The sequence below is a fragment of the Shimia thalassica genome (assembly GCF_001458215.1).
GTDB classification, from domain to species: Bacteria; Pseudomonadota; Alphaproteobacteria; order Rhodobacterales; family Rhodobacteraceae; genus Shimia; species Shimia thalassica.
The window spans coordinates 755,021-772,511 of the sequence record NZ_CYTW01000001.1 but is presented as its reverse complement, the minus strand read 5'-3'; the positions used below and the strand labels follow the sequence as shown (position 1 = coordinate 772,511).

Below are 17,491 nucleotides of genomic sequence, written 5' to 3'. Positions count from 1 at the left end.
CATGGCCGCATCCGTTTTTGACAGCCCTCTTTTTTCGCGCCTGTTTCCAACCGGTGAAGCCGGCCGCCTGTTCACCGACACGGCAGAAGTGCGTGCCATGCTTTTGGTTGAGGGCACTTTGGCCAAGGTTCAGGGCGAGATGGGCATCATTCCTCAGGACAGCGCCTTTTTCATCCACCGCGCCGCGATGGAAGTGCAAATTGATCCCGCAGGCCTAGCAGATGAAACCGGACAGAACGGCGTCCATGTCCCGGGTCTTGTGGCCGCCTTCCGAAAAGCAATGGAAGCACCCGAGCACGCACAGTTCATCCATTGGGGGGCAACGTCACAGGACATCATCGACACTGGGTTGATGCTGCGCTTGCGGTCCCTGCTCACGCTCGTCGAAAAAGATTTGCAATCCTGCCTGTCCGCGCTGGCCAAACTGGCCGAGACCCACGCGGAGACCCCTATGGTGGCGCGCACTTGGGGACAGGCCGCAACGCTGACCAGCTTTGGCGCGCAGGCTGCCGAGTGGGGCAATCCGCTGGTGAACCTCTTGGCGGAACTGGCGGAATTGCGCACCTCGTGCCTTTTGGTATCTCTGTCGGGTGCGTCAGGCACCTCTGGTGCCTATGGCCCCGAAGCCGCCGAATTGCGCGCGGCCTTGGCGACATCCCTGAACCTTCAGAACCCGGATCGCAGCTGGCACACGGACAGAACCCCCATTTTGCGCATCGCAAACTGGTTGGGGCGGGTCAACGTCGCCCTTGGAAAACTTGGGGATGACCTGATTGCGATGTCGATGACAGGTATTGGTGAAATCGACCTTGGCGGTGGGGGATCATCCTCGACCATGCCGCAAAAGCAAAACCCCGTTGCGGCCTCTGCGCTGGTCGCCCTTGCCCATCAGGGTAACGGGTTGCAGGCGACCCTTAATGGAGCCGCCATGCAAAAACACCAAAGGGATGCGGCCGCGTGGTTTACCGAATGGCTGTGTCTGCCGCAAATATGCTTGGGGGCGATCTCGGCACTGGGCACCGCGACAAAACTGCTGCCCGCTCTTTCACCACGGGCCGAAGAGATGGCCAAAACCGCGCAAGACCCTCTTGACCTTATTCACGCCGAAGCCCTGTCTTTTGCGTTAAGCGAAACGCTGCGCCGCCCGGATGCACAAGCCGCAACCAAATCCATGTGCAAGGAAGCCAACGCAACCGGCACCCCCCTTTCACAACTGGTTGCGCGGGATTATCCGGATCTGGATGTCTCGGCTGTTTTTGATCCTTTGCAACAGATGGGCCTCGGACCGCGTGATGCCCGCGCCTTTGCCCAGCGCGTCACCAAGGTGACAGGCTAATTCATGCGAACCAAACTGCCCGTCATCTTTATCTTTATGACCGTCGTCATCGATTCCATGGGGATCGGTCTGATCATGCCCGTGATGCCGGACCTGATCCAAGAGTTGACCGGCGAAAGTCTGGCAGATGCCGCGATTTGGGGCGGCGTCCTGTCTGCCGCCTTTGCCTTGATGCAGTTCCTGTTCGGTCCCGTGATTGGCAATTTGTCTGACCGGTTCGGTCGACGCCCTGTTTTACTCATTTCCCTTGTCGTGATGGCATTGGACTATGTGGTTATGGCTGTCGCTGGGTCGATCTGGCTGCTGTTTGCGGGGCGTATCGTTGGTGGCATCACTGCCGCAACACATTCGACCGCGTCGGCCTATATGGCGGATATCTCTGCCCCTGATGAAAAGGCCCGCAACTTTGGTCTTATTGGGGCGGCGTTTGGGGTGGGGTTCGTGTTCGGGCCTGCGCTGGGCGGCCTCTTGGCAGAATTTGGGACACGCGCCCCATTCTGGGGGGCTGCAGTGCTGGCCGCGATGAATGCCGCGCTGGGCTGGTACGTGTTAAAGGAAACCGTGACGGACAAAATCCGCCGCCCGTTCAACTGGCGCAGGGCGAATCCGCTGGGGGCTTTGCTGGCTGTCACAAAGCTGCCCGGTCTCGCGTCATTGCTTCTGGTGTTTTTCTGCTATCAGGTCGCAACCGCAGTTTATCCCGCCATCTGGTCCTACTTTACCACTGAACGGTTTGGGTGGTCTCCAGGCATGATCGGCGTCTCGCTGGCGGCATTTGGTCTGGGGTTTGCCATCGTACAGGGCGGGCTGGTAGCGCCGTCGATAAAACGGTTTGGCCATCGCGGCACTGTGGCCTTGGGGCTTGCGATCGAAGTTGTCACGCTTTGCTTCCTGGGGGTCGTGAACTGGGGCGCGCTGGTTCTGGCTGCTGTTCCCTTTGCCGCGCTTGGTGCGCTCGGGATGCCCGCATTGCAGGGGATCATGTCCCGACGCGTGGCCGATGATGCCCAAGGCGAGCTGCAGGGCGTTCTGACAAGTCTGATGTCGCTGGCAACGATCATGTCACCTTTGATCATGACGCAGACCTTTGCCTATTTCAGCCGACCCGATGCCACGATTTATATGCCCGGAGCCCCTTTCCTGCTGTCTGCCGCACTTCTGATTTGCGGGCTTGTGGTGTTTTTCCGATCCTCGCGACGCCGATCGTAAACAAAATGCCCCAACGTCGTAGGGCTGATAGAACAACAGCGACCTCTATTCCTGAAAACGACCTTGCTTATTCACCCCGTGCTTTGCAACGCTGATTCAAACATCAACTGGGAGTCTCTGATGCAAACAATAAAAGCTGCGGTGTGTCATGAATTTGGCAAGCCGCTCGTCGTCGAAGAGGTGCAATTGCGCGCGCCGGAAATGGGTGAAGTCGAGGTCACACTTGATGCCGTGGCCATTTGCCATTCGGATATTTCCTTTGCAGACGGCGCATGGGGCGGATCGCTACCTGCGGTCTATGGCCACGAAGCCGCTGGTCGTGTGACCCATGTCGGCCCCGGTGTCTCGGGCATTGGTGAAGGCGATGCGGTTGTCGTGACCCTGATCCGGTCCTGCGGCAGTTGCCCGTCGTGTTCGGAAGGCAAACCCGTCATCTGCTCAACGCCTTACGACGGCGACAAAGGTCCGCTGACCACCGCAGAAGGTGGCAAACTTCATCAGGCGATGGCCTGTGGTGCCTTCGCCGAGAAGGTTGTGGTTGACCAAAGCCAGGTCGTGAAGATTTCCGACGACATCCCGATGGAGGCTGCCAGCCTGATCGCATGTGGTGTCATCACCGGTGTTGGGTCGGTTGTCAACGCCGCCCAAATCCGCGCTGGGCAGGACGTTGTTGTGATTGGTGCCGGCGGCGTAGGACTGAACGCCATCCAAGGCGCCCGCATTGCAGGGGCACGCCGTATTGTTGCCGTCGATATGAGCGAAGAAAAGCTCGAGATCGCAAAAGAATTCGGCGCCACGGACGGTGTCCTTGCGACAGACAAAAAACCCTATGTCAAAGCAATGCGCGCCATGGGCCGTGGTGCGGACGCCGTCATTGTCACCGTTGGTGCGATCCCGGCCTATGACGAAGCGCCGCGATATCTAGCCCCCGGTGGCAAGGTCATCATGGTGGGCATGCCGCATTCCGGTGCGAAGTCCAGCTACGAACCCGTTGTTCTGGCCGCCATTGGTCAGGGCATGCAGGGATCGAAAATGGGCGACACGGTCATCAAACGGGACATCCCGTGGATGGTCGACATGTACCAGCAGGGTCGCCTCAAACTTGATGAGCTGATTTCGGGGCGCTGGGATCTGGATCAGATCAACGAAGCGATCACCGATACAAAAACCGGATCGGCCAAGCGTAACGTCATCCTGTTCAATCGATAACGAAACAGTGCTGCAAGCGGGGAAACCGGTTTGCAGCACTGACGACCAACATGGGGACAAATGCCATGCGCCTGCAAGACCTTGAAGTGATCATCACCGCACCTCCCGCTCCCGGATGGGGAGGGCGATATTGGATTTTGGTCAAGGTGACCACGGATACGGGCGTGACAGGCTGGGGCGAATGCTATGCCTCGTCGATTGGTCCCCAAGCCATGACACATGTCATCCACGATGTTTTCGAGCGTCATATGCAGGGGGAAAACCCCGAAAACATCGAATTGATGTTCCGACGGGCTTACTCTTCCGGCTTTACACAGCGGCCCGACCTAACCGTTATGGGCGCTTTTTCGGGGCTGGAAATCGCCTGTTGGGATATCCTCGGAAAAGATCGGGACCGGCCAGTTTATGCTCTGCTGGGCGGGCGCATGAACGATCGTCTTCGCGCGTACACCTACCTTTATCCCCTGTCCCATCATTCCCTGGCGGATTTCTGGACCTCGCCGGATCTTGCCGCAGAGACCGCAGCCGCAATGGTTCGGCAGGGATATACAGCAGTAAAATTCGATCCCGCCGGTCCCTATACTCTGCGAGGCGGGCATATGCCCGCCATGAGCGATATCTCAACTTCGGTTGCCTTCTGCAAAGCCATCCGCGAGGCCGTCGGAGACCGCGCAGACCTTCTGTTTGGCACCCATGGACAGTTCAACACCGCCGGGGCGATCCGGCTGGGTCAGGCACTCGAACCCTATTCTCCCCTCTGGTTCGAAGAGCCCACGCCCCCCGATAACATCGAGGACATGGCACGGGTCGCCCGCAATGTGCGCATTCCGGTCGCAACGGGCGAGAGGATGACAACCAAAGCCGAATTTGGCGCCGTGCTTCGCGCCGGAGCCGCAGAGATCCTGCAACCCGCATTGGGGCGCGCCGGCGGTATCTGGGAGATGAAGAAGGTCGCGGCAATGGCCGAGGTCTTTAACGCCCAAATGGCGCCACACCTTTATGCCGGCCCGATTGAATGGGCGGCAAACATCCACCTTGCAGCCTCAATTCCCAACCTTTTGATGATCGAAAGCATTGAAACCCCGTTCCACGATCAACTGATCAAGGGAAGCATCCGCGTCGAAGGTGGCTATGTCACGCCATCCGAGGCACCGGGTTTAGGCATAGATGTGGACGAAGACCTTGCGCGTGCGCACCCCTACACAGGGCAGGATTTGCACCTGCAAATGCAGGAAACGCCCTGTGACTATCAGAATGGGAACAATTTCCAAGGCGGAGCCCCGGCTTCAGAAACCTGAACCTCGCGCTTTTCAAAAATGCGTGATATATGAAGGAAAAGACTGAGGAAACACGCAAGTGAACATGCAGAATACCCCGGCTCCACCCACCGAAATGGCGCGCAGTGCCGCAAGCGCAGCGGCATACCTCAAGACCCTTGCCCACGAGGGGCGGTTGATGATCCTGTGCCATCTTGGCTCGGGTGAGAAATCCGTGGGCGAACTGGAAAGCCTTCTCGAAATCCGACAGGCCGCGGTAAGCCAGATGTTGGCCCGCCTGCGCGAAGAAAAGCTGGTCAGCACACGCCGCGACGGCAAGACCATTTTCTACAGTCTGGCAGACGAAAGCACAGCCGAAGTCATCGGCATGCTGTACCGTTTGTTCTGCGGTCCGGGCGAAGAGTAACCCTTGGCCCGGCAGGGTCTGCCTCCGCTTTTTGAAGATTGGTTCGCAAGCAAAGGCTGGCAGCCACATCCGCATCAGATTTCCATGCTGCAGCGGTCTGACGCCCCGTGCACCCTTTTGATCGCGCCGACGGGCGGCGGCAAAACAATGGCTGGCTTTCTGCCGTCACTTGTTGATCTCGCCGATGCGCCGCATGACGGCTTGCACACGCTCTATATTTCCCCGCTGAAAGCACTTGCTGCTGACATCAAACGCAACCTGCGCACGCCGGTTGAAGAGATGGGACTGGCCATCCGTATTGAAGACCGCACCGGAGACACCTCAAGCACGCGGAAAAAGGCACAGCGGGTCGATCCTCCCCATATTCTTTTGACCACCCCCGAGAGTCTGGCGCTGCTCACCTCGTATGAAGACGCGCCTCGCATGTTTCGCGGGTTAAAGCGCGTGATCGTGGATGAAATCCATGCTCTGGCCGAAAGCAAACGCGGAGACCAATTGATGCTGGCGCTGGCCCGTCTGCATGCCTTGTGCCCGCAAATGACGCGGGTCGGTCTGTCGGCGACAGTTGATGATCCCGACGATATTGCGCGTTTGCTCGCGAAACATCCTGATCCATGCGACATCGTTATGGCCGACCCCGGACCCGAGCCTGATATCTCGATGTTGCGCACCCAAGAGCCGCCGCCGTGGTCGGGTGGTGGCGCGGCTTATTCGATTCCGGCTGTGATGGATCTGATCAAGGCCCATAACACCACCCTCATCTTCCACAATACGCGCGCACAGGCCGAAATCTTTTTTCACAACCTTTGGCTAGCCAACGAGGATGCGCTGCCGATTGGCATCCACCACGGCAGCCTTGACCGGCAACAGCGCGAGCGTGTCGAGGCCGCCATGGTGCGCGGCGACCTTCGGGCGATTGTCTGCACAGGCAGTCTGGACCTCGGGATCGACTGGGGCGATGTCGATCTGGTCGTTCAGGTCGGTGCCCCGAAAAACGTAAAACGGCTTGTCCAGCGTATCGGTCGGGCCAACCATCGTTATAACGCCCCATCAAAAGCTGTGCTGGTGCCCGCAAACCGGTTTGAAGTCATCGAATGCGTCGCCGCCCTTCAGGCGGTTCAGGCGCATGATCTGGACGGAGACAAACGCGCACCCGGCCCCCGCGACGTGTTGTGCCAGCATATCCTCTTGCGCGCGGCATCGGGACCATTCGATTCCGATGACCTCTTTGCTGAAATGACCTCGGCCGGCGCCTATGCAGACCTGTCGCGCCTTGAATTCGACGGCTGCCTCGATTTCTGTGCCACGGGCGGTTATGCGCTGCGTGCCTATGATCGGTGGCAACGGCTGTTGCAACGCCCCGATGGCGCATGGCAGTTGCGTGATCCTCGCGCGGCCTCTCGAATCCGGATGAACGCAGGCACCATTCAAGACACAGACAAGCTCAAGGTCCGGCTTCAACGGTCCCGTGGGGGCAAACCCCTTGGCGAGGTTGAAGAAGGCTTTGCCGCGTCACTGAGCAAAGGCGATACGTTTTTGATCGGGGGGCGGATCGTGCGCTATGAAGGCTTGCGCGAAATGACCGTGGAAGTGACTCGCAACGCTGCCAAAAAGCCCAAGATCGCCACTTTTTCAGGCACCAAATTTGCGACATCCACGCAGTTGTCGCAACGTATTCTCACTCTTTTTCAAAAGGCGGATTGGCCCGAGCTTCCAGAGCACACGCGGGACTGGCTGCACCTTCAGCGCGAGGTGTCCAAACTGCCGCGTCCAGATCGTCTTCTTGTAGAGAGCTTTCCGCGAGATGGGCGCGAGAACATCTGCGTTTACGGGTTTGCCGGACGCAATGCCCAACAAACTCTTGGTCTTTTGTTAACCAAACGGATGGAGGAAACCGGCCTTGCGCCAATGGGGTTTGTTTCAACAGATTATGCCACGCTTATCTGGGGACTAGACGCGGTGACCGATCCTGCTGCGCTGTTTGACCCAACCCAATTGCGCGAAGGGCTGGATGGGTGGCTTGCCGGAAATGCGTTGATGAAACGCACGTTTCGGGGGGCGGCAACCATCGCAGGTTTGATTGAACGCAATTCTACGCAGGGTCGCAAATCGGGTCGTCAGGCGACATTTTCGTCAGACATCCTTTATGACACCCTGCTCAAATATGATCCTGACCACCTGCTGATGCAGATTACCCGACAAGAAGCGATGAGCGGGCTGGTCGATTTTTCCCGCATTGAAGAAATGCTCACACGTATTGAGGGTCGGATCGATCTTGTGCGCACGGACCATGTAACACCGCTCTCGGCGCCCTTGTTTCTGGAAGTTGGCAAGGTTTTTGTTGCTGGCGAAGCCGAAGAACGTCTTTTGGCCGAGGAAAGCGCACGCGTTATGCAGGATGCAGGCCTTGGGTAGATCCTGAATCAGGCATTAACACCCGCAAATTGTCTTGCTCATGCGCGGAAATTGCGCCACCAATATAGGCATGAGCGGGGTGTCTCTATCATTGGCAGGTGCACAACTTTCGGCCCTTGGGTCGGGCGCTTTGTGGTGGGCCGAACGCAGCATTTTATGCGTGTCCGATTTGCATCTTGGCAAGTCTGAACGCATGGCGCGCAAGGGCAGCCCGCCGATGCCCCCCTATGAAACCCGCGATACCTTGATCCGCCTGGAAAACGACCTGCGTCAGACCGGAGCCAGCACTGTGATCTGTCTGGGCGACAGCTTTGACGACAAGGAGGCCGCCGCATCCCTGCCAGAAGCAGAACGGCTTTGGGTTTCGCGCCTTCAGGCGGGACGGCGTTGGGTCTGGATCGAAGGCAACCATGATCCGGGTCCCATCGACCTTGGTGGAAGCCACCTTGCCACGCTTCCCCTGCCCCCGCTTACGTTCCGCCATATTGCCCTTCCTGGTCAAAGCGGCGAAATCTCGGGGCACTATCACCCCAAGGTGCGCGTACAGACCCGCCTGCGCACCATGACACGGCCCGCGTTCCTGTTTGACAGCGACCGGATCATCATGCCGGCTTATGGCACCTATACGGGCGGATTGCGCAGCACGGACGATGCATTGGTTTCCCTGATGCGTGTCGAGGCCCGCGCCATCGTCACAGGACAGACCCCTCGAATTGTGGACATGCCGCGGTAACGGTCAAAGCCAGCCGGCATCCTCAAGAGCCGCGTGATAGTTCCGGCTCACCGGAACGCGCCGCCCCTCTGGCAAACACACATACACCCGCGCCTGGTCCTTTTCGATTCCCTGAACCGCTGCATGCGACACCCAATGAGACCGGTGCACGCGGTACCCGTTGATGCCGTCCAATTCGTCCAGTGCATCTCGAAACCGCATTCGAACAGACACAGAGCCCGCGTCTGTGAAAATTTCAACAAAGTGGTCCCTGACAGACAAATGAAGGATGTCGCCCTGCATGTCGTCCGGCAAGCGCCGTGCAATACGCGGTGCCGGCTGTGGGGAAGGCGCCGAATCCTGCGCCCCTTGTTGGTAACCCTGCGCCCCTTGTTGGTAACTATGCATGATCTGTTTAAAGAACAATCGCAGCACGCCAACGGCAATATGCACCAACACGCAATACCCAGCGAGTTCCCAGAATGTCGGAACGACCTTTGTGCCCCACAGCCATGTCTGAATCGTGATGAGCCAAACCGCGACCGAGTTGAAACAGGCCCCGAACAATATGCCCACCAGAGTAAGACGCGGGAGGTTGTCCGGCGCTACCAAAGCGCTCGCGCAGGCATATGCGGTGTAGCCCAATAAAATCGAGGAAACGACAACTGCGGCCCAGTACCCGAAACGGTGTAGGGGATCCATCGCTTCGAACGTACCAAAAGGACCTGCCACTCCGGCCACAACGATCATCATCCCGCACAAAACCAATATGCGCCAAGACATGAGGGTCGCGTATGTCGCGCGGAACCTATCCATTCTTTCTGCTATAAACACACCTGCAACTCTGTCTGATACCAACGTAACGATGTTCTTGAACCGCTTTGCAAAACTCTGTGGTCCTATCATTGACGCAAAACTAAAGCGAAAAAAGGGAAAACTGGATGGCTTTATCACCTGAAATCATTGAAAAAATCAATAACAGCTTCAAAGCACAGTCCATGATGCGCACAATGGGCGCGGAATTGTCGCAGCTCGACACCGGTTTGGTCACCCTGACAAGCGCGATTCCGGAAAGTTGCAAACAACAGCACGGGTTTGGTCATGCGGCCCTGACATTTGGCCTGGGCGACAGCGCTGCTGGCTATGCGGCCCTGTCCGTTATGCCAGTTGAGGCCGAGGTGCTGACCAGCGAAATGAAGATCAATCTCTTGGCTCCAGCGGCGGGAGACCGGATCGAGGCACGAGGACGCGTGGTCAAACCGGGGCGCCGACTGGTTATTGTTCAATCGGATGTCTTCGCCATTACAGACGACCAAGAGGTCCACATTGCGATCATGACGGGGACAATGGTGCCGATCATGCCCAAATAAAAACAAGGCGGCCCGTGAGAGCCGCCCTGTTCGCATTGTCATGTCTGTGTTGAAAAAGCGCGTTTAGGCTGTCAGCCCCTCAGGTTCGGCCAACCCGTTTGCGCGGCAACATGCGGTTACGGTGTTCGCCAAAAGGCATGCAATCGTCATCGGACCTACGCCACCGGGTACCGGCGTGATAGCGCCCGCCACTTTCGACGCGCTTTCGAAATCAACATCGCCTACCAGCTTGTTTTTGCCATCCCGCTCGATGCGGTTGATGCCCACGTCGATCACCGTGGCACCTTCGCGAATCCAGTCACCGGGGACCATTTCAGGACGCCCAACAGCGGCAACCACGATGTCTGCACCACGCACGACTTCTGGCAGGTCCTTGGTGCGCGAATGAGCGATCGTCACGGTGCAGCTATCGCCCAACAGCAATTGCGCCATCGGTTTGCCAACAATGTTGGAACGACCAATCACAACGGCATTCATGCCGGACAGCGACCCGTGATAATCACGCAGCATCATCAGACATCCAAGCGGTGTACAGGGCACCATCGACTTTTGCCCAGTTCCCAAAAGACCAACATTCGAAATGTGGAACCCATCCACGTCTTTGGCCGGATCAATCGAATTGATGATGAGATCTTCGTTCAGATGTCCGGGCAATGGCAACTGAACCAGAATGCCGTGCACTTCGGGATCGTTGTTCAGCTTCTCGACCACTGCCAGAAGATCGGCTTCCGAGGTGTCGGCGTCCATCTTGTACTCGTAAGAGTTCATTCCGGTTTCGACGGTTTGTTTCCCTTTCGAGCGCACATAGACCTGCGAGGCCGGGTCTTCGCCCACCAGAACAACTGCCAGACCGGGGGTGATACCGTTTTCCTCTTTCAAACGTGCCACATGGCCCGTCACCTTTTCGCGCACAGTGGCTGCGAAGGCTTTGCCGTCGATGATATTCGCTGTCATGTCATGTGTCCTTCTTATACGTCCGTCCGGGCATAAGCGTCCCGGTAATGATCCATTTGCATCCGTGTCGCCAACACGGCGTTTTTCATAAGCGTTGCCACGGTCACGGGGCCGACCCCTCCGGGCACGGGTGTGATCCAGCCTGCGACCTCTGCACAGCTTGCAAAGTCGGCATCACCGACGGTTTTCCCGCCCTCCGGTGTTTCAATCCGGTTGATCCCGATGTCGATCAAGGCCGCGCCGGGTTTAAGCATCTCGCCTGTCACCAATCCGGGTTTTCCGACGGCGACAAAAACCGCATCGGCCGCGCGCGAGTGCATCGCCACAGACCGTGTCATGTGATGGCACACGGTGACCGTGCACCCCAGCCCCATCAAAAGAAAGGCAATCGGCTTGCCCACAATTTCCGAGTGACCAATCACAGTCACGTTCAGACCTTCAAGCTGCAACGGCAGTGTTTTGAGGATTTCAACGGCGGCAACAGCCGTACATGGGCCCAAAGCAAGATCGTTATAGACGATATTACCAATCGACGCCGGATGCATGCCCTCGACATCCTTGAGGGGATGCACGAGTTTTTGCAGAACTTTAACCGGAATGTGATCCGGCAGAGGTCGCTGGATGATAATGCCGTTTACGCGTGGATCGCCGTTCAGACCTTGTAAAATGCCCGTCAATTGCTCGAGCGAGGTGTCTTCAGGATAGTTGCGAGCCTCAAATTCAACACCGGCGCTGTTGGCCTGTTTCTGCTGGTTTCGAACATAAAGTTCGGCGGCTGCGGTATCGCCAACGCTTATCGAGATAAGTTTGGGTTGCCACCCCTTTGTTGCCAGTTCCGCCGCCGCTTCGGCAACCTCGGCACGCATTTGTGCGCCAATGGCCTTGCCATCTATGATAGCCGCTCGCATGGCTGTCCCTCTTATTCGTCGCCAATAACCTGCGCTTCGCGGGCAATCGACCAATCAATCAGTTCTCGCCAAAGGCGTTCGATCAAATCAGGATCAAGCCCCTCAGCTTTTGCAGTTTCGCGCACTTTCGCCACAACATCTTCGACGCGATCCGGGATACGTGCCGGCCAGCCGTTGATCTGCTTTAGTTCGATCGCGCGATCAATGTAGGTCGCCCTTTTCGCAAGAAGCGCGACCAGAAACCTGTCCAAGTGATCGATTTCAACGCGCAATTCCGGCATCGATGCACAATCGACTGGCGATATCAGGTTTTTCATATTCAGAACTCCTACGGCCCAAAGGGTCTCTGGGCCGCAGAAAGCGCATTTTGCGTCTTAGAACAAGCCTTCGATCTGGCCATCGTCGTTCAAACAGATGCTTTCAGCCGCCGGTTTGCGTGGCAGACCGGGCATGGTCATGATTTCACCGCAGACAACGACGATGAAACCCGCACCCGCAGACAAGCGTACTTCGCGCACAGGAACCGAGTGACCGGTGGGCGCGCCGCGCTGTGTCGGATCGGTTGTGAACGAATACTGGGTCTTCGCCATGCAGACGGGCAAGTGTCCGTAACCGGCGTCTTCCCATTCGCGCAGCTGGTTGCGGATTTTCATGTCTGCAAGAACTTCGTCCGCACGATAGATACGCTTGGCAACGGTTTCGATCTTTTCGAACAGCGACATGTCATCAGGATAGATCGGCGCAAAGTTAGCAGCATCCGCATCCGCGATTTCTGCAACGCGTTTTGCCAGTGCTTCCGAGCCTTCAGACCCCAGCTCCCAGTGACGCGACAGGATCGCTTCGGAACCGTGCTCTTCCACATAGGATTTAACCGCGTCGACTTCGGCGTCTGTGTCGGTCACAAAGTGGTTGATTGCGACAACAACGGGCACACCAAACGATTTGACGTTCTCGATATGACGGCCAAGGTTGGCACAACCGGCCTTGACGGCATCAACATTCTCCGCCCCCAGATCGGCCTTAGCAACGCCGCCGTTCATTTTCATCGCGCGAACAGTCGCAACAACAACGACAACCGATGGCGCAATGCCAGCCTTGCGGCATTTGATGTTCATGAACTTTTCGGCACCAAGGTCAGCACCAAAGCCTGCTTCGGTCACGACATAGTCGGCAACTTTCAAGGCGGTTTTGGTCGCGATGACCGAGTTACACCCGTGTGCTATGTTGGCGAAGGGGCCGCCGTGAACAAACGCAGGGTTGTTTTCCAGGGTCTGCACGAGGTTTGGCTGCATCGCATCCTTGAGCAGAACGGTCATTGCGCCTTCTGCTTTGATGTCGCGGCAGTACACAGGTGTCTTGTCACGACGATAGGCCACGATGATGTCGCCCAGACGCTTTTCCAGATCCTTGAGATCGTTGGCAAGGCACAGGATCGCCATCACTTCCGACGCAACCGTGATGTCAAAACCGGTTTCACGCGGGAAGCCGTTGGCCACGCCACCCAAAGAGGCGTTGATCTGGCGCAGGGCGCGGTCGTTCATGTCGACAACACGGCGCCATGCAACACGACGCACGTCGATTTCGCACTCGTTGCCCCAATAGATGTGGTTGTCGATCATGGCCGACAAAAGCGAGTGGGCCGATGTGATCGCGTGAAAGTCACCTGTGAAGTGCAGGTTCATCTCTTCCATTGGAACGACCTGGGCGTATCCGCCACCTGCGGCGCCGCCCTTCATGCCAAAGTTCGGTCCCAGCGATGCTTCGCGGATACAGATCATGGCGTTTTTGCCGATGCGGTTCAAACCGTCGCCCAGACCCACAGTTGTGGTGGTCTTGCCTTCGCCTGCTGGTGTCGGGTTGATGGCTGTCACGAGGATCAACTTGCCGTCCTCTTTGGACTGGACCGAGTTGATGAACTGTTGGCTTACCTTGGCCTTGTCGTGGCCATATGGCAGCAGATCATCGCTGCTGATGCCAAGCTTGGCACCGATATCCATGATCGGTTTCTTGTTCGCTTCGCGGGCGATTTCAATGTCTGTCTTGTAGCTCATAGCAATCCCTGTTCCGGCAGATGTGCAGAATTTCTCTGCCTTTTTCATTACCGCTAAGGAAGGCTGTCGCAGGTGGCATTTCCGACATTTCCGACGCTTGTTGCGTCGGAAGGATACACAGCCGTTTCTTTTTGGAAACGGATGTGCCCTGTGTGATCCATTAAGGCCGCTTAAGTGTTTCGCGCAGAGTCGAGGTGCTCCCAGACGGGTTGATCCGGAATATGCAGCCGCAAAATATCTCCAACACGGATCACACCGGGGCGCTCGACCCAGGCCGTAACCCCGCGTTTTCCCGTTGCTGCGGCCTTGAACGCCTTGCCATGTCCGGGCATTTCTTTTTCGATCACGCGACCTGGCAACACGCAGGGGCGGTTCTCCATATCAATGACAAGGGTCGCACCACTGTCCGCCTGAAGACGTGATGAAGGTGGCACATGGGTAAAATCGGGAATGCCGCGCAGAATCACCGATGCGCCAACCCAGGCCGGATCAAATTCCTCGATTCCGACCGCTTCGGAAATCTCTTCAAGCTCTTCTGCAGACAGCACGGAAATCTGGCGCGTGTTCGCGATTTCGGTGCCCCGTGGATGTTGCGACAAAACACGGCTGCACGAGGGGCGGGTCAATCCGGCGTGGCATTCCCCTTCAAAACCCTCAAAGCCCAGATCCATCTCTTCGACTTCTTGGGCACGAAGGTCTTCAACGCTGTCGGCGACCTGACCCAACCACAGGATCTCGGCAAAAAATTCGGTGGGTTTCAAGGCAGGCATCGGAATTCTCTCAATTGGATCTACGCCACACGCAGAGTAAAAAACAATCTGCGAAACGGAAACAGCACCGAGCCGTCCGCCCGCAATGGATACGTCTCTGCGATACCTGCTTCATACGCATCGATCAACTGCGCCTTTTTGCCGGTCTCGGCGTGGTCCAGATAAGGTTTCCCAAAGGTGCTTTCGGTAAACAGGCGAACCGGGTGCCCGTCGCCAGAGGCTTCAAGATGCTGTGTGTACTCAACTTGCCAGATATCGAACTGGCCCAGCGGCGATAACAGCTCAAAATAGGCTTCAGGCGAAAGAACGTTCAGGGGCTTGGACGGTGGAGAGGTTCCAAGGACCCGCTCGCTCGCCACAACCCATTCTGTATGAGAGGGGGCCGTATGCTGATACGGCATCTGAACCGCAAGCACGCCGCCGGTGGGCAATTGCCGTGCAAGCGCGGGCATCAGTGTTTCGTGTTTGCCCACCCATTGCAGGGCCGCATTCGAGAAGATGAGAGCGGGCAGCGTCTGTTGCGTCCATTCCTGAATGTCAGCTTCAAAAAGGTCCGCGTAAATCCCTGTTTGCCGCGCCGTTTCCAGCATCGCGGGCGAACTGTCTATCCCGATCAGCCGTCGTTCGGACCAACGTTGGTGTAGGGCGCCCGCGACGCCGCCGCTGCCACAGCCCAGATCGATAATATCGCCTTCTGGCAATTCCGGCAGGCGCGCCAGCAAATCCATCGCGGGTTGCAAACGCACTCGCGCAAAACGGTCATAGCTCTGAGGGTTCCAATCCGTCATGTCAGGGCCTCTCTCTTTGCCGCAACACATATGTTGACTGTTTTCGCTGGCAGGGTGACGCGGTCTATACGACAGTCTGCCTTCTAAATGAAAAAAGGCCGAGCGTTGCGCCCGGCCTCTTTTTATTATGCTGTTGGTTCCGGCTCCATGCCACCATCACCGCCGGGCTTTGCGCGCGGCTTGGTTTTGGGCAACGCGGTAACGCTTGGGGCGCTTCCCGAGTCCGCATCGTCGGCGTCATCGTCGCCCGACTGGGGTGGCTCACCGTTCATTACGCGCTTGATCTCTTCACCGGTCAGAGTTTCGTACTCCAGCAACCCTTGTGCCAGACGTTCCCACTCTTCGTTTTGATCCTTCAGGATTTCGAGCGCCTTAGCATAGCCCTGTTCGATAAAGCGTTTCACTTCTTCTTCGATCAGCTCTTTTGTATGCGCAGAGACAGAGAACCCGCCGGCGCTTCCGCCTTGATAGCCTTCGTGGGCTTCGGCGTAGTCGATGTTGCCGACTTTGTCCGACATCCCCCAGCGCATCACCATGGCACGGGCCAGTTGGCTGGCTTGCATGATGTCACCGGCAGGGCCGTTCGACACGTGATCTTCGCCGTACTTGATGACTTCGGCGGCCTTACCTGCCATCGTCATCGCCAGACGCTGTTCACATTCATCACGGTGATAGTTGAGACGATCCATTTCCGGCAATGACACAACCATACCCAATGCGCCACCGCGCGGAATGATTGTCGCCTTATATACCGGATCACATTGCGGCAGGGCCAATCCGACAACGGCGTGGCCGGCCTCGTGATAGGCGGTTTTCTCTTTTTGATCCTGAGTGAGCACCATGCTGCGACGCTCGGCCCCCATCATGACTTTGTCCTTCGCGGATTCAAAGTCTTCCATGGTTACAAACCGACGCCCCACTCGTGCCGCCATCAAAGCAGCTTCGTTGACGAGGTTGGCCAGATCAGCACCAGAGAAACCGGGTGTACCACGCGCAATGATGCGCAGGTCTACGTCTGGTCCCAAAGGTGTCTTGCGGGCGTGGACGCCCAGAATTTTTTCGCGGCCCTTGATGTCGGGGTTGCCGACGGTCACGTTACGGTCAAAACGGCCCGGACGCAGCAAAGCGGGGTCCAGAACGTCTTTCCGGTTTGTCGCGGCCAGAATGATCACGCCTTCGTTTGCTTCGAAACCATCCATTTCAACCAGCAATTGGTTCAATGTCTGTTCGCGTTCGTCGTTACCACCGCCATAGCCGGCGCCACGATGGCGGCCTACGGCGTCGATTTCATCGATGAACACGATGCAAGGTGCGTTCTTTTTGGCCTGTTCAAACATGTCACGGACACGGGATGCGCCCACACCTACGAACATTTCAACAAAGTCAGATCCCGAGATGGTAAAGAAGGGAACTCCCGCTTCGCCAGCAATGGCGCGCGCAAGAAGTGTTTTACCAGTACCGGGAGGGCCAACAAGCAAGGCCCCTTTAGGGATTTTGCCACCAAGACGCGAGAATTTTTGCGGGTTGCGCAGGAATTCAACGATCTCTTCAAGCTCTTCCTTGGCCTCGTCGATGCCAGCGACATCGTCAAAGGTCACGCGGCCATGTTTCTCGGTCAGCATTTTAGCTTTGGATTTGCCAAAGCCCATTGCGCCGCCTTTGCCGCCGCCCTGCATCCGGTTCATGAAATAGATCCAGACACCGATGAGAAGAACAAACGGCAACAGGGACAGAATAAACGATTGGAAGCCGGACTGTTGCTGGCTTTCCGCTTTCACAGGGATGTTGCTGTCGATCAGAAGATCGGTGACTTGGGCATCTTCAGGCTTGATCGCGACGTATTCGCCACCATCATTTGTGCGGTACATGACCCGCTCGCCATCCAGCGTCACGCTTGCGACGTTGCCACTGTCAACTGCAGACACGAATTCTGAGTATCCGATTTCACGGCTTTGCAGCGTGCTGTTGCCGCCACTGAAAAGATTAAACAGGGCAAGGATCAGCAGAAACAGAACCACCCAGAATGCGATATTGCGTGCGTTGCCCAAGGCAAATTCTCCCAAACGTCGATCTTCGCCGTCCCTAT

Annotated in this window: 16 protein-coding genes; 8 read left to right on the top strand and 8 right to left on the bottom strand. The window is 57.1% G+C overall.

Annotated features, from left to right (window positions below; genetic code table 11):
• Position 1: 1 nt before the first annotated feature.
• The 7 genes from PH7735_RS03625 (at position 2) to pdeM (ending at position 8,585) form a co-directional block, all read left to right on the top strand.
• Complete coding sequence (locus tag PH7735_RS03625) at positions 2-1,336, top strand: lyase family protein (protein ID WP_058309938.1); 1,335 nt, start codon at positions 2-4, stop codon at positions 1,334-1,336.
• A gap of 3 nt (positions 1,337-1,339) precedes the next feature.
• Positions 1,340-2,545: a TCR/Tet family MFS transporter gene (locus PH7735_RS03620; protein ID WP_058309937.1), complete on the top strand. Its 1,206-nt coding sequence runs from the start codon at positions 1,340-1,342 to the stop codon at positions 2,543-2,545.
• A 120-nt stretch (positions 2,546-2,665) separates the two neighbouring features.
• On the top strand, positions 2,666-3,754 hold the full coding sequence (locus tag PH7735_RS03615; protein WP_058311132.1) for a Zn-dependent alcohol dehydrogenase: 1,089 nt from the start codon (positions 2,666-2,668) through the stop codon (positions 3,752-3,754).
• A gap of 65 nt (positions 3,755-3,819) precedes the next feature.
• The gene (locus PH7735_RS03610; RefSeq protein ID WP_058311131.1) at positions 3,820-5,052 is read left to right on the top strand and encodes a mandelate racemase/muconate lactonizing enzyme family protein; all 1,233 of its coding nucleotides are present in this window, start codon (positions 3,820-3,822) and stop codon (positions 5,050-5,052) included.
• Positions 5,053-5,116: 64 nt separating this feature from the next.
• The gene (locus PH7735_RS03605; RefSeq protein WP_058309936.1) at positions 5,117-5,437 is read left to right on the top strand and encodes an ArsR/SmtB family transcription factor; all 321 of its coding nucleotides are present in this window, start codon (positions 5,117-5,119) and stop codon (positions 5,435-5,437) included.
• Between the two features lie 3 nt (positions 5,438-5,440).
• Complete coding sequence (locus tag PH7735_RS03600; protein WP_058309935.1) at positions 5,441-7,852, top strand: ligase-associated DNA damage response DEXH box helicase; 2,412 nt, start codon at positions 5,441-5,443, stop codon at positions 7,850-7,852.
• Between the two features lie 70 nt (positions 7,853-7,922).
• On the top strand, positions 7,923-8,585 hold the full coding sequence (gene pdeM / locus PH7735_RS03595) for a ligase-associated DNA damage response endonuclease PdeM (RefSeq protein ID WP_058309934.1): 663 nt from the start codon (positions 7,923-7,925) through the stop codon (positions 8,583-8,585).
• A 3-nt stretch (positions 8,586-8,588) separates the two neighbouring features.
• Here the strand turns inward: pdeM and PH7735_RS03590 are convergent, their stop codons facing one another.
• Positions 8,589-9,347 (bottom strand): LytTR family DNA-binding domain-containing protein, encoded by a 759-nt coding sequence (locus tag PH7735_RS03590; RefSeq protein WP_158503169.1) that lies wholly within the window; start codon positions 9,345-9,347, stop codon positions 8,589-8,591.
• A 158-nt stretch (positions 9,348-9,505) separates the two neighbouring features.
• Between PH7735_RS03590 and PH7735_RS03585 the strand changes: the two genes are divergently transcribed.
• Entirely contained in the window at positions 9,506-9,934 is a 429-nt protein-coding gene (locus PH7735_RS03585) for a PaaI family thioesterase (RefSeq protein ID WP_058309932.1), read from the top strand.
• 63 nt (positions 9,935-9,997) lie between these two features.
• Here the strand turns inward: PH7735_RS03585 and folD are convergent, their stop codons facing one another.
• From folD to ftsH, 7 genes are all read right to left on the bottom strand, one after another.
• The gene (gene folD / locus PH7735_RS03580) at positions 9,998-10,888 is read right to left on the bottom strand and encodes a bifunctional methylenetetrahydrofolate dehydrogenase/methenyltetrahydrofolate cyclohydrolase FolD (RefSeq protein ID WP_058309931.1); all 891 of its coding nucleotides are present in this window, start codon (positions 10,886-10,888) and stop codon (positions 9,998-10,000) included.
• 14 nt (positions 10,889-10,902) lie between these two features.
• The gene (locus tag PH7735_RS03575; protein WP_058309930.1) at positions 10,903-11,796 is read right to left on the bottom strand and encodes a bifunctional 5,10-methylenetetrahydrofolate dehydrogenase/5,10-methenyltetrahydrofolate cyclohydrolase; all 894 of its coding nucleotides are present in this window, start codon (positions 11,794-11,796) and stop codon (positions 10,903-10,905) included.
• A gap of 11 nt (positions 11,797-11,807) precedes the next feature.
• Positions 11,808-12,113 (bottom strand): chorismate mutase, encoded by a 306-nt coding sequence (locus PH7735_RS03570; protein ID WP_058309929.1) that lies wholly within the window; start codon positions 12,111-12,113, stop codon positions 11,808-11,810.
• Positions 12,114-12,170: 57 nt separating this feature from the next.
• A complete protein-coding gene (locus PH7735_RS03565) occupies positions 12,171-13,847 on the bottom strand; it encodes a formate--tetrahydrofolate ligase (RefSeq protein ID WP_058311130.1) in 1,677 nt (558 codons plus the stop codon).
• 170 nt (positions 13,848-14,017) lie between these two features.
• Positions 14,018-14,617, bottom strand: a complete 600-nt coding sequence (locus PH7735_RS03560) for an MOSC domain-containing protein (RefSeq protein WP_058309928.1) — start codon at positions 14,615-14,617, stop codon at positions 14,018-14,020.
• Positions 14,618-14,637: 20 nt separating this feature from the next.
• Positions 14,638-15,405, bottom strand: coding sequence for a methyltransferase domain-containing protein (locus PH7735_RS03555; RefSeq protein ID WP_082645119.1), 768 nt, complete (start codon positions 15,403-15,405; stop codon positions 14,638-14,640).
• 125 nt (positions 15,406-15,530) lie between these two features.
• Positions 15,531-17,453, bottom strand: a complete 1,923-nt coding sequence (ftsH, locus tag PH7735_RS03550) for an ATP-dependent zinc metalloprotease FtsH (protein ID WP_058309927.1) — start codon at positions 17,451-17,453, stop codon at positions 15,531-15,533.
• Between the last annotated feature and the right edge of the window lie 38 nt (positions 17,454-17,491).

Excerpts from the sequence above, each read along its gene's own strand:
- PH7735_RS03625 (WP_058309938.1), top strand. The coding sequence starts at position 2 with ATGGCCGCATCCGTTTTTGACAGCCCTCTTTTTTCGCGCCTGTTTCCA.
- PH7735_RS03620 (WP_058309937.1), top strand. The coding sequence starts at position 1,340 with ATGCGAACCAAACTGCCCGTCATCTTTATCTTTATGACCGTCGTCATC.
- PH7735_RS03615 (WP_058311132.1), top strand. The coding sequence starts at position 2,666 with ATGCAAACAATAAAAGCTGCGGTGTGTCATGAATTTGGCAAGCCGCTC.
- PH7735_RS03610 (WP_058311131.1), top strand. The coding sequence starts at position 3,820 with ATGCGCCTGCAAGACCTTGAAGTGATCATCACCGCACCTCCCGCTCCC.
- PH7735_RS03605 (WP_058309936.1), top strand. The coding sequence starts at position 5,117 with ATGCAGAATACCCCGGCTCCACCCACCGAAATGGCGCGCAGTGCCGCA.
- pdeM (WP_058309934.1), top strand. The coding sequence starts at position 7,923 with ATGAGCGGGGTGTCTCTATCATTGGCAGGTGCACAACTTTCGGCCCTT.
- PH7735_RS03590 (WP_158503169.1), bottom strand. The coding sequence starts at position 9,347 with ATGTCTTGGCGCATATTGGTTTTGTGCGGGATGATGATCGTTGTGGCC.
- PH7735_RS03585 (WP_058309932.1), top strand. The coding sequence starts at position 9,506 with ATGGCTTTATCACCTGAAATCATTGAAAAAATCAATAACAGCTTCAAA.
- folD (WP_058309931.1), bottom strand. The coding sequence starts at position 10,888 with ATGACAGCGAATATCATCGACGGCAAAGCCTTCGCAGCCACTGTGCGC.
- PH7735_RS03575 (WP_058309930.1), bottom strand. The coding sequence starts at position 11,796 with ATGCGAGCGGCTATCATAGATGGCAAGGCCATTGGCGCACAAATGCGT.
- PH7735_RS03570 (WP_058309929.1), bottom strand. The coding sequence starts at position 12,113 with ATGAAAAACCTGATATCGCCAGTCGATTGTGCATCGATGCCGGAATTG.
- PH7735_RS03565 (WP_058311130.1), bottom strand. The coding sequence starts at position 13,847 with ATGAGCTACAAGACAGACATTGAAATCGCCCGCGAAGCGAACAAGAAA.
- PH7735_RS03560 (WP_058309928.1), bottom strand. The coding sequence starts at position 14,617 with ATGCCTGCCTTGAAACCCACCGAATTTTTTGCCGAGATCCTGTGGTTG.
- PH7735_RS03555 (WP_082645119.1), bottom strand. The coding sequence starts at position 15,405 with ATGACGGATTGGAACCCTCAGAGCTATGACCGTTTTGCGCGAGTGCGT.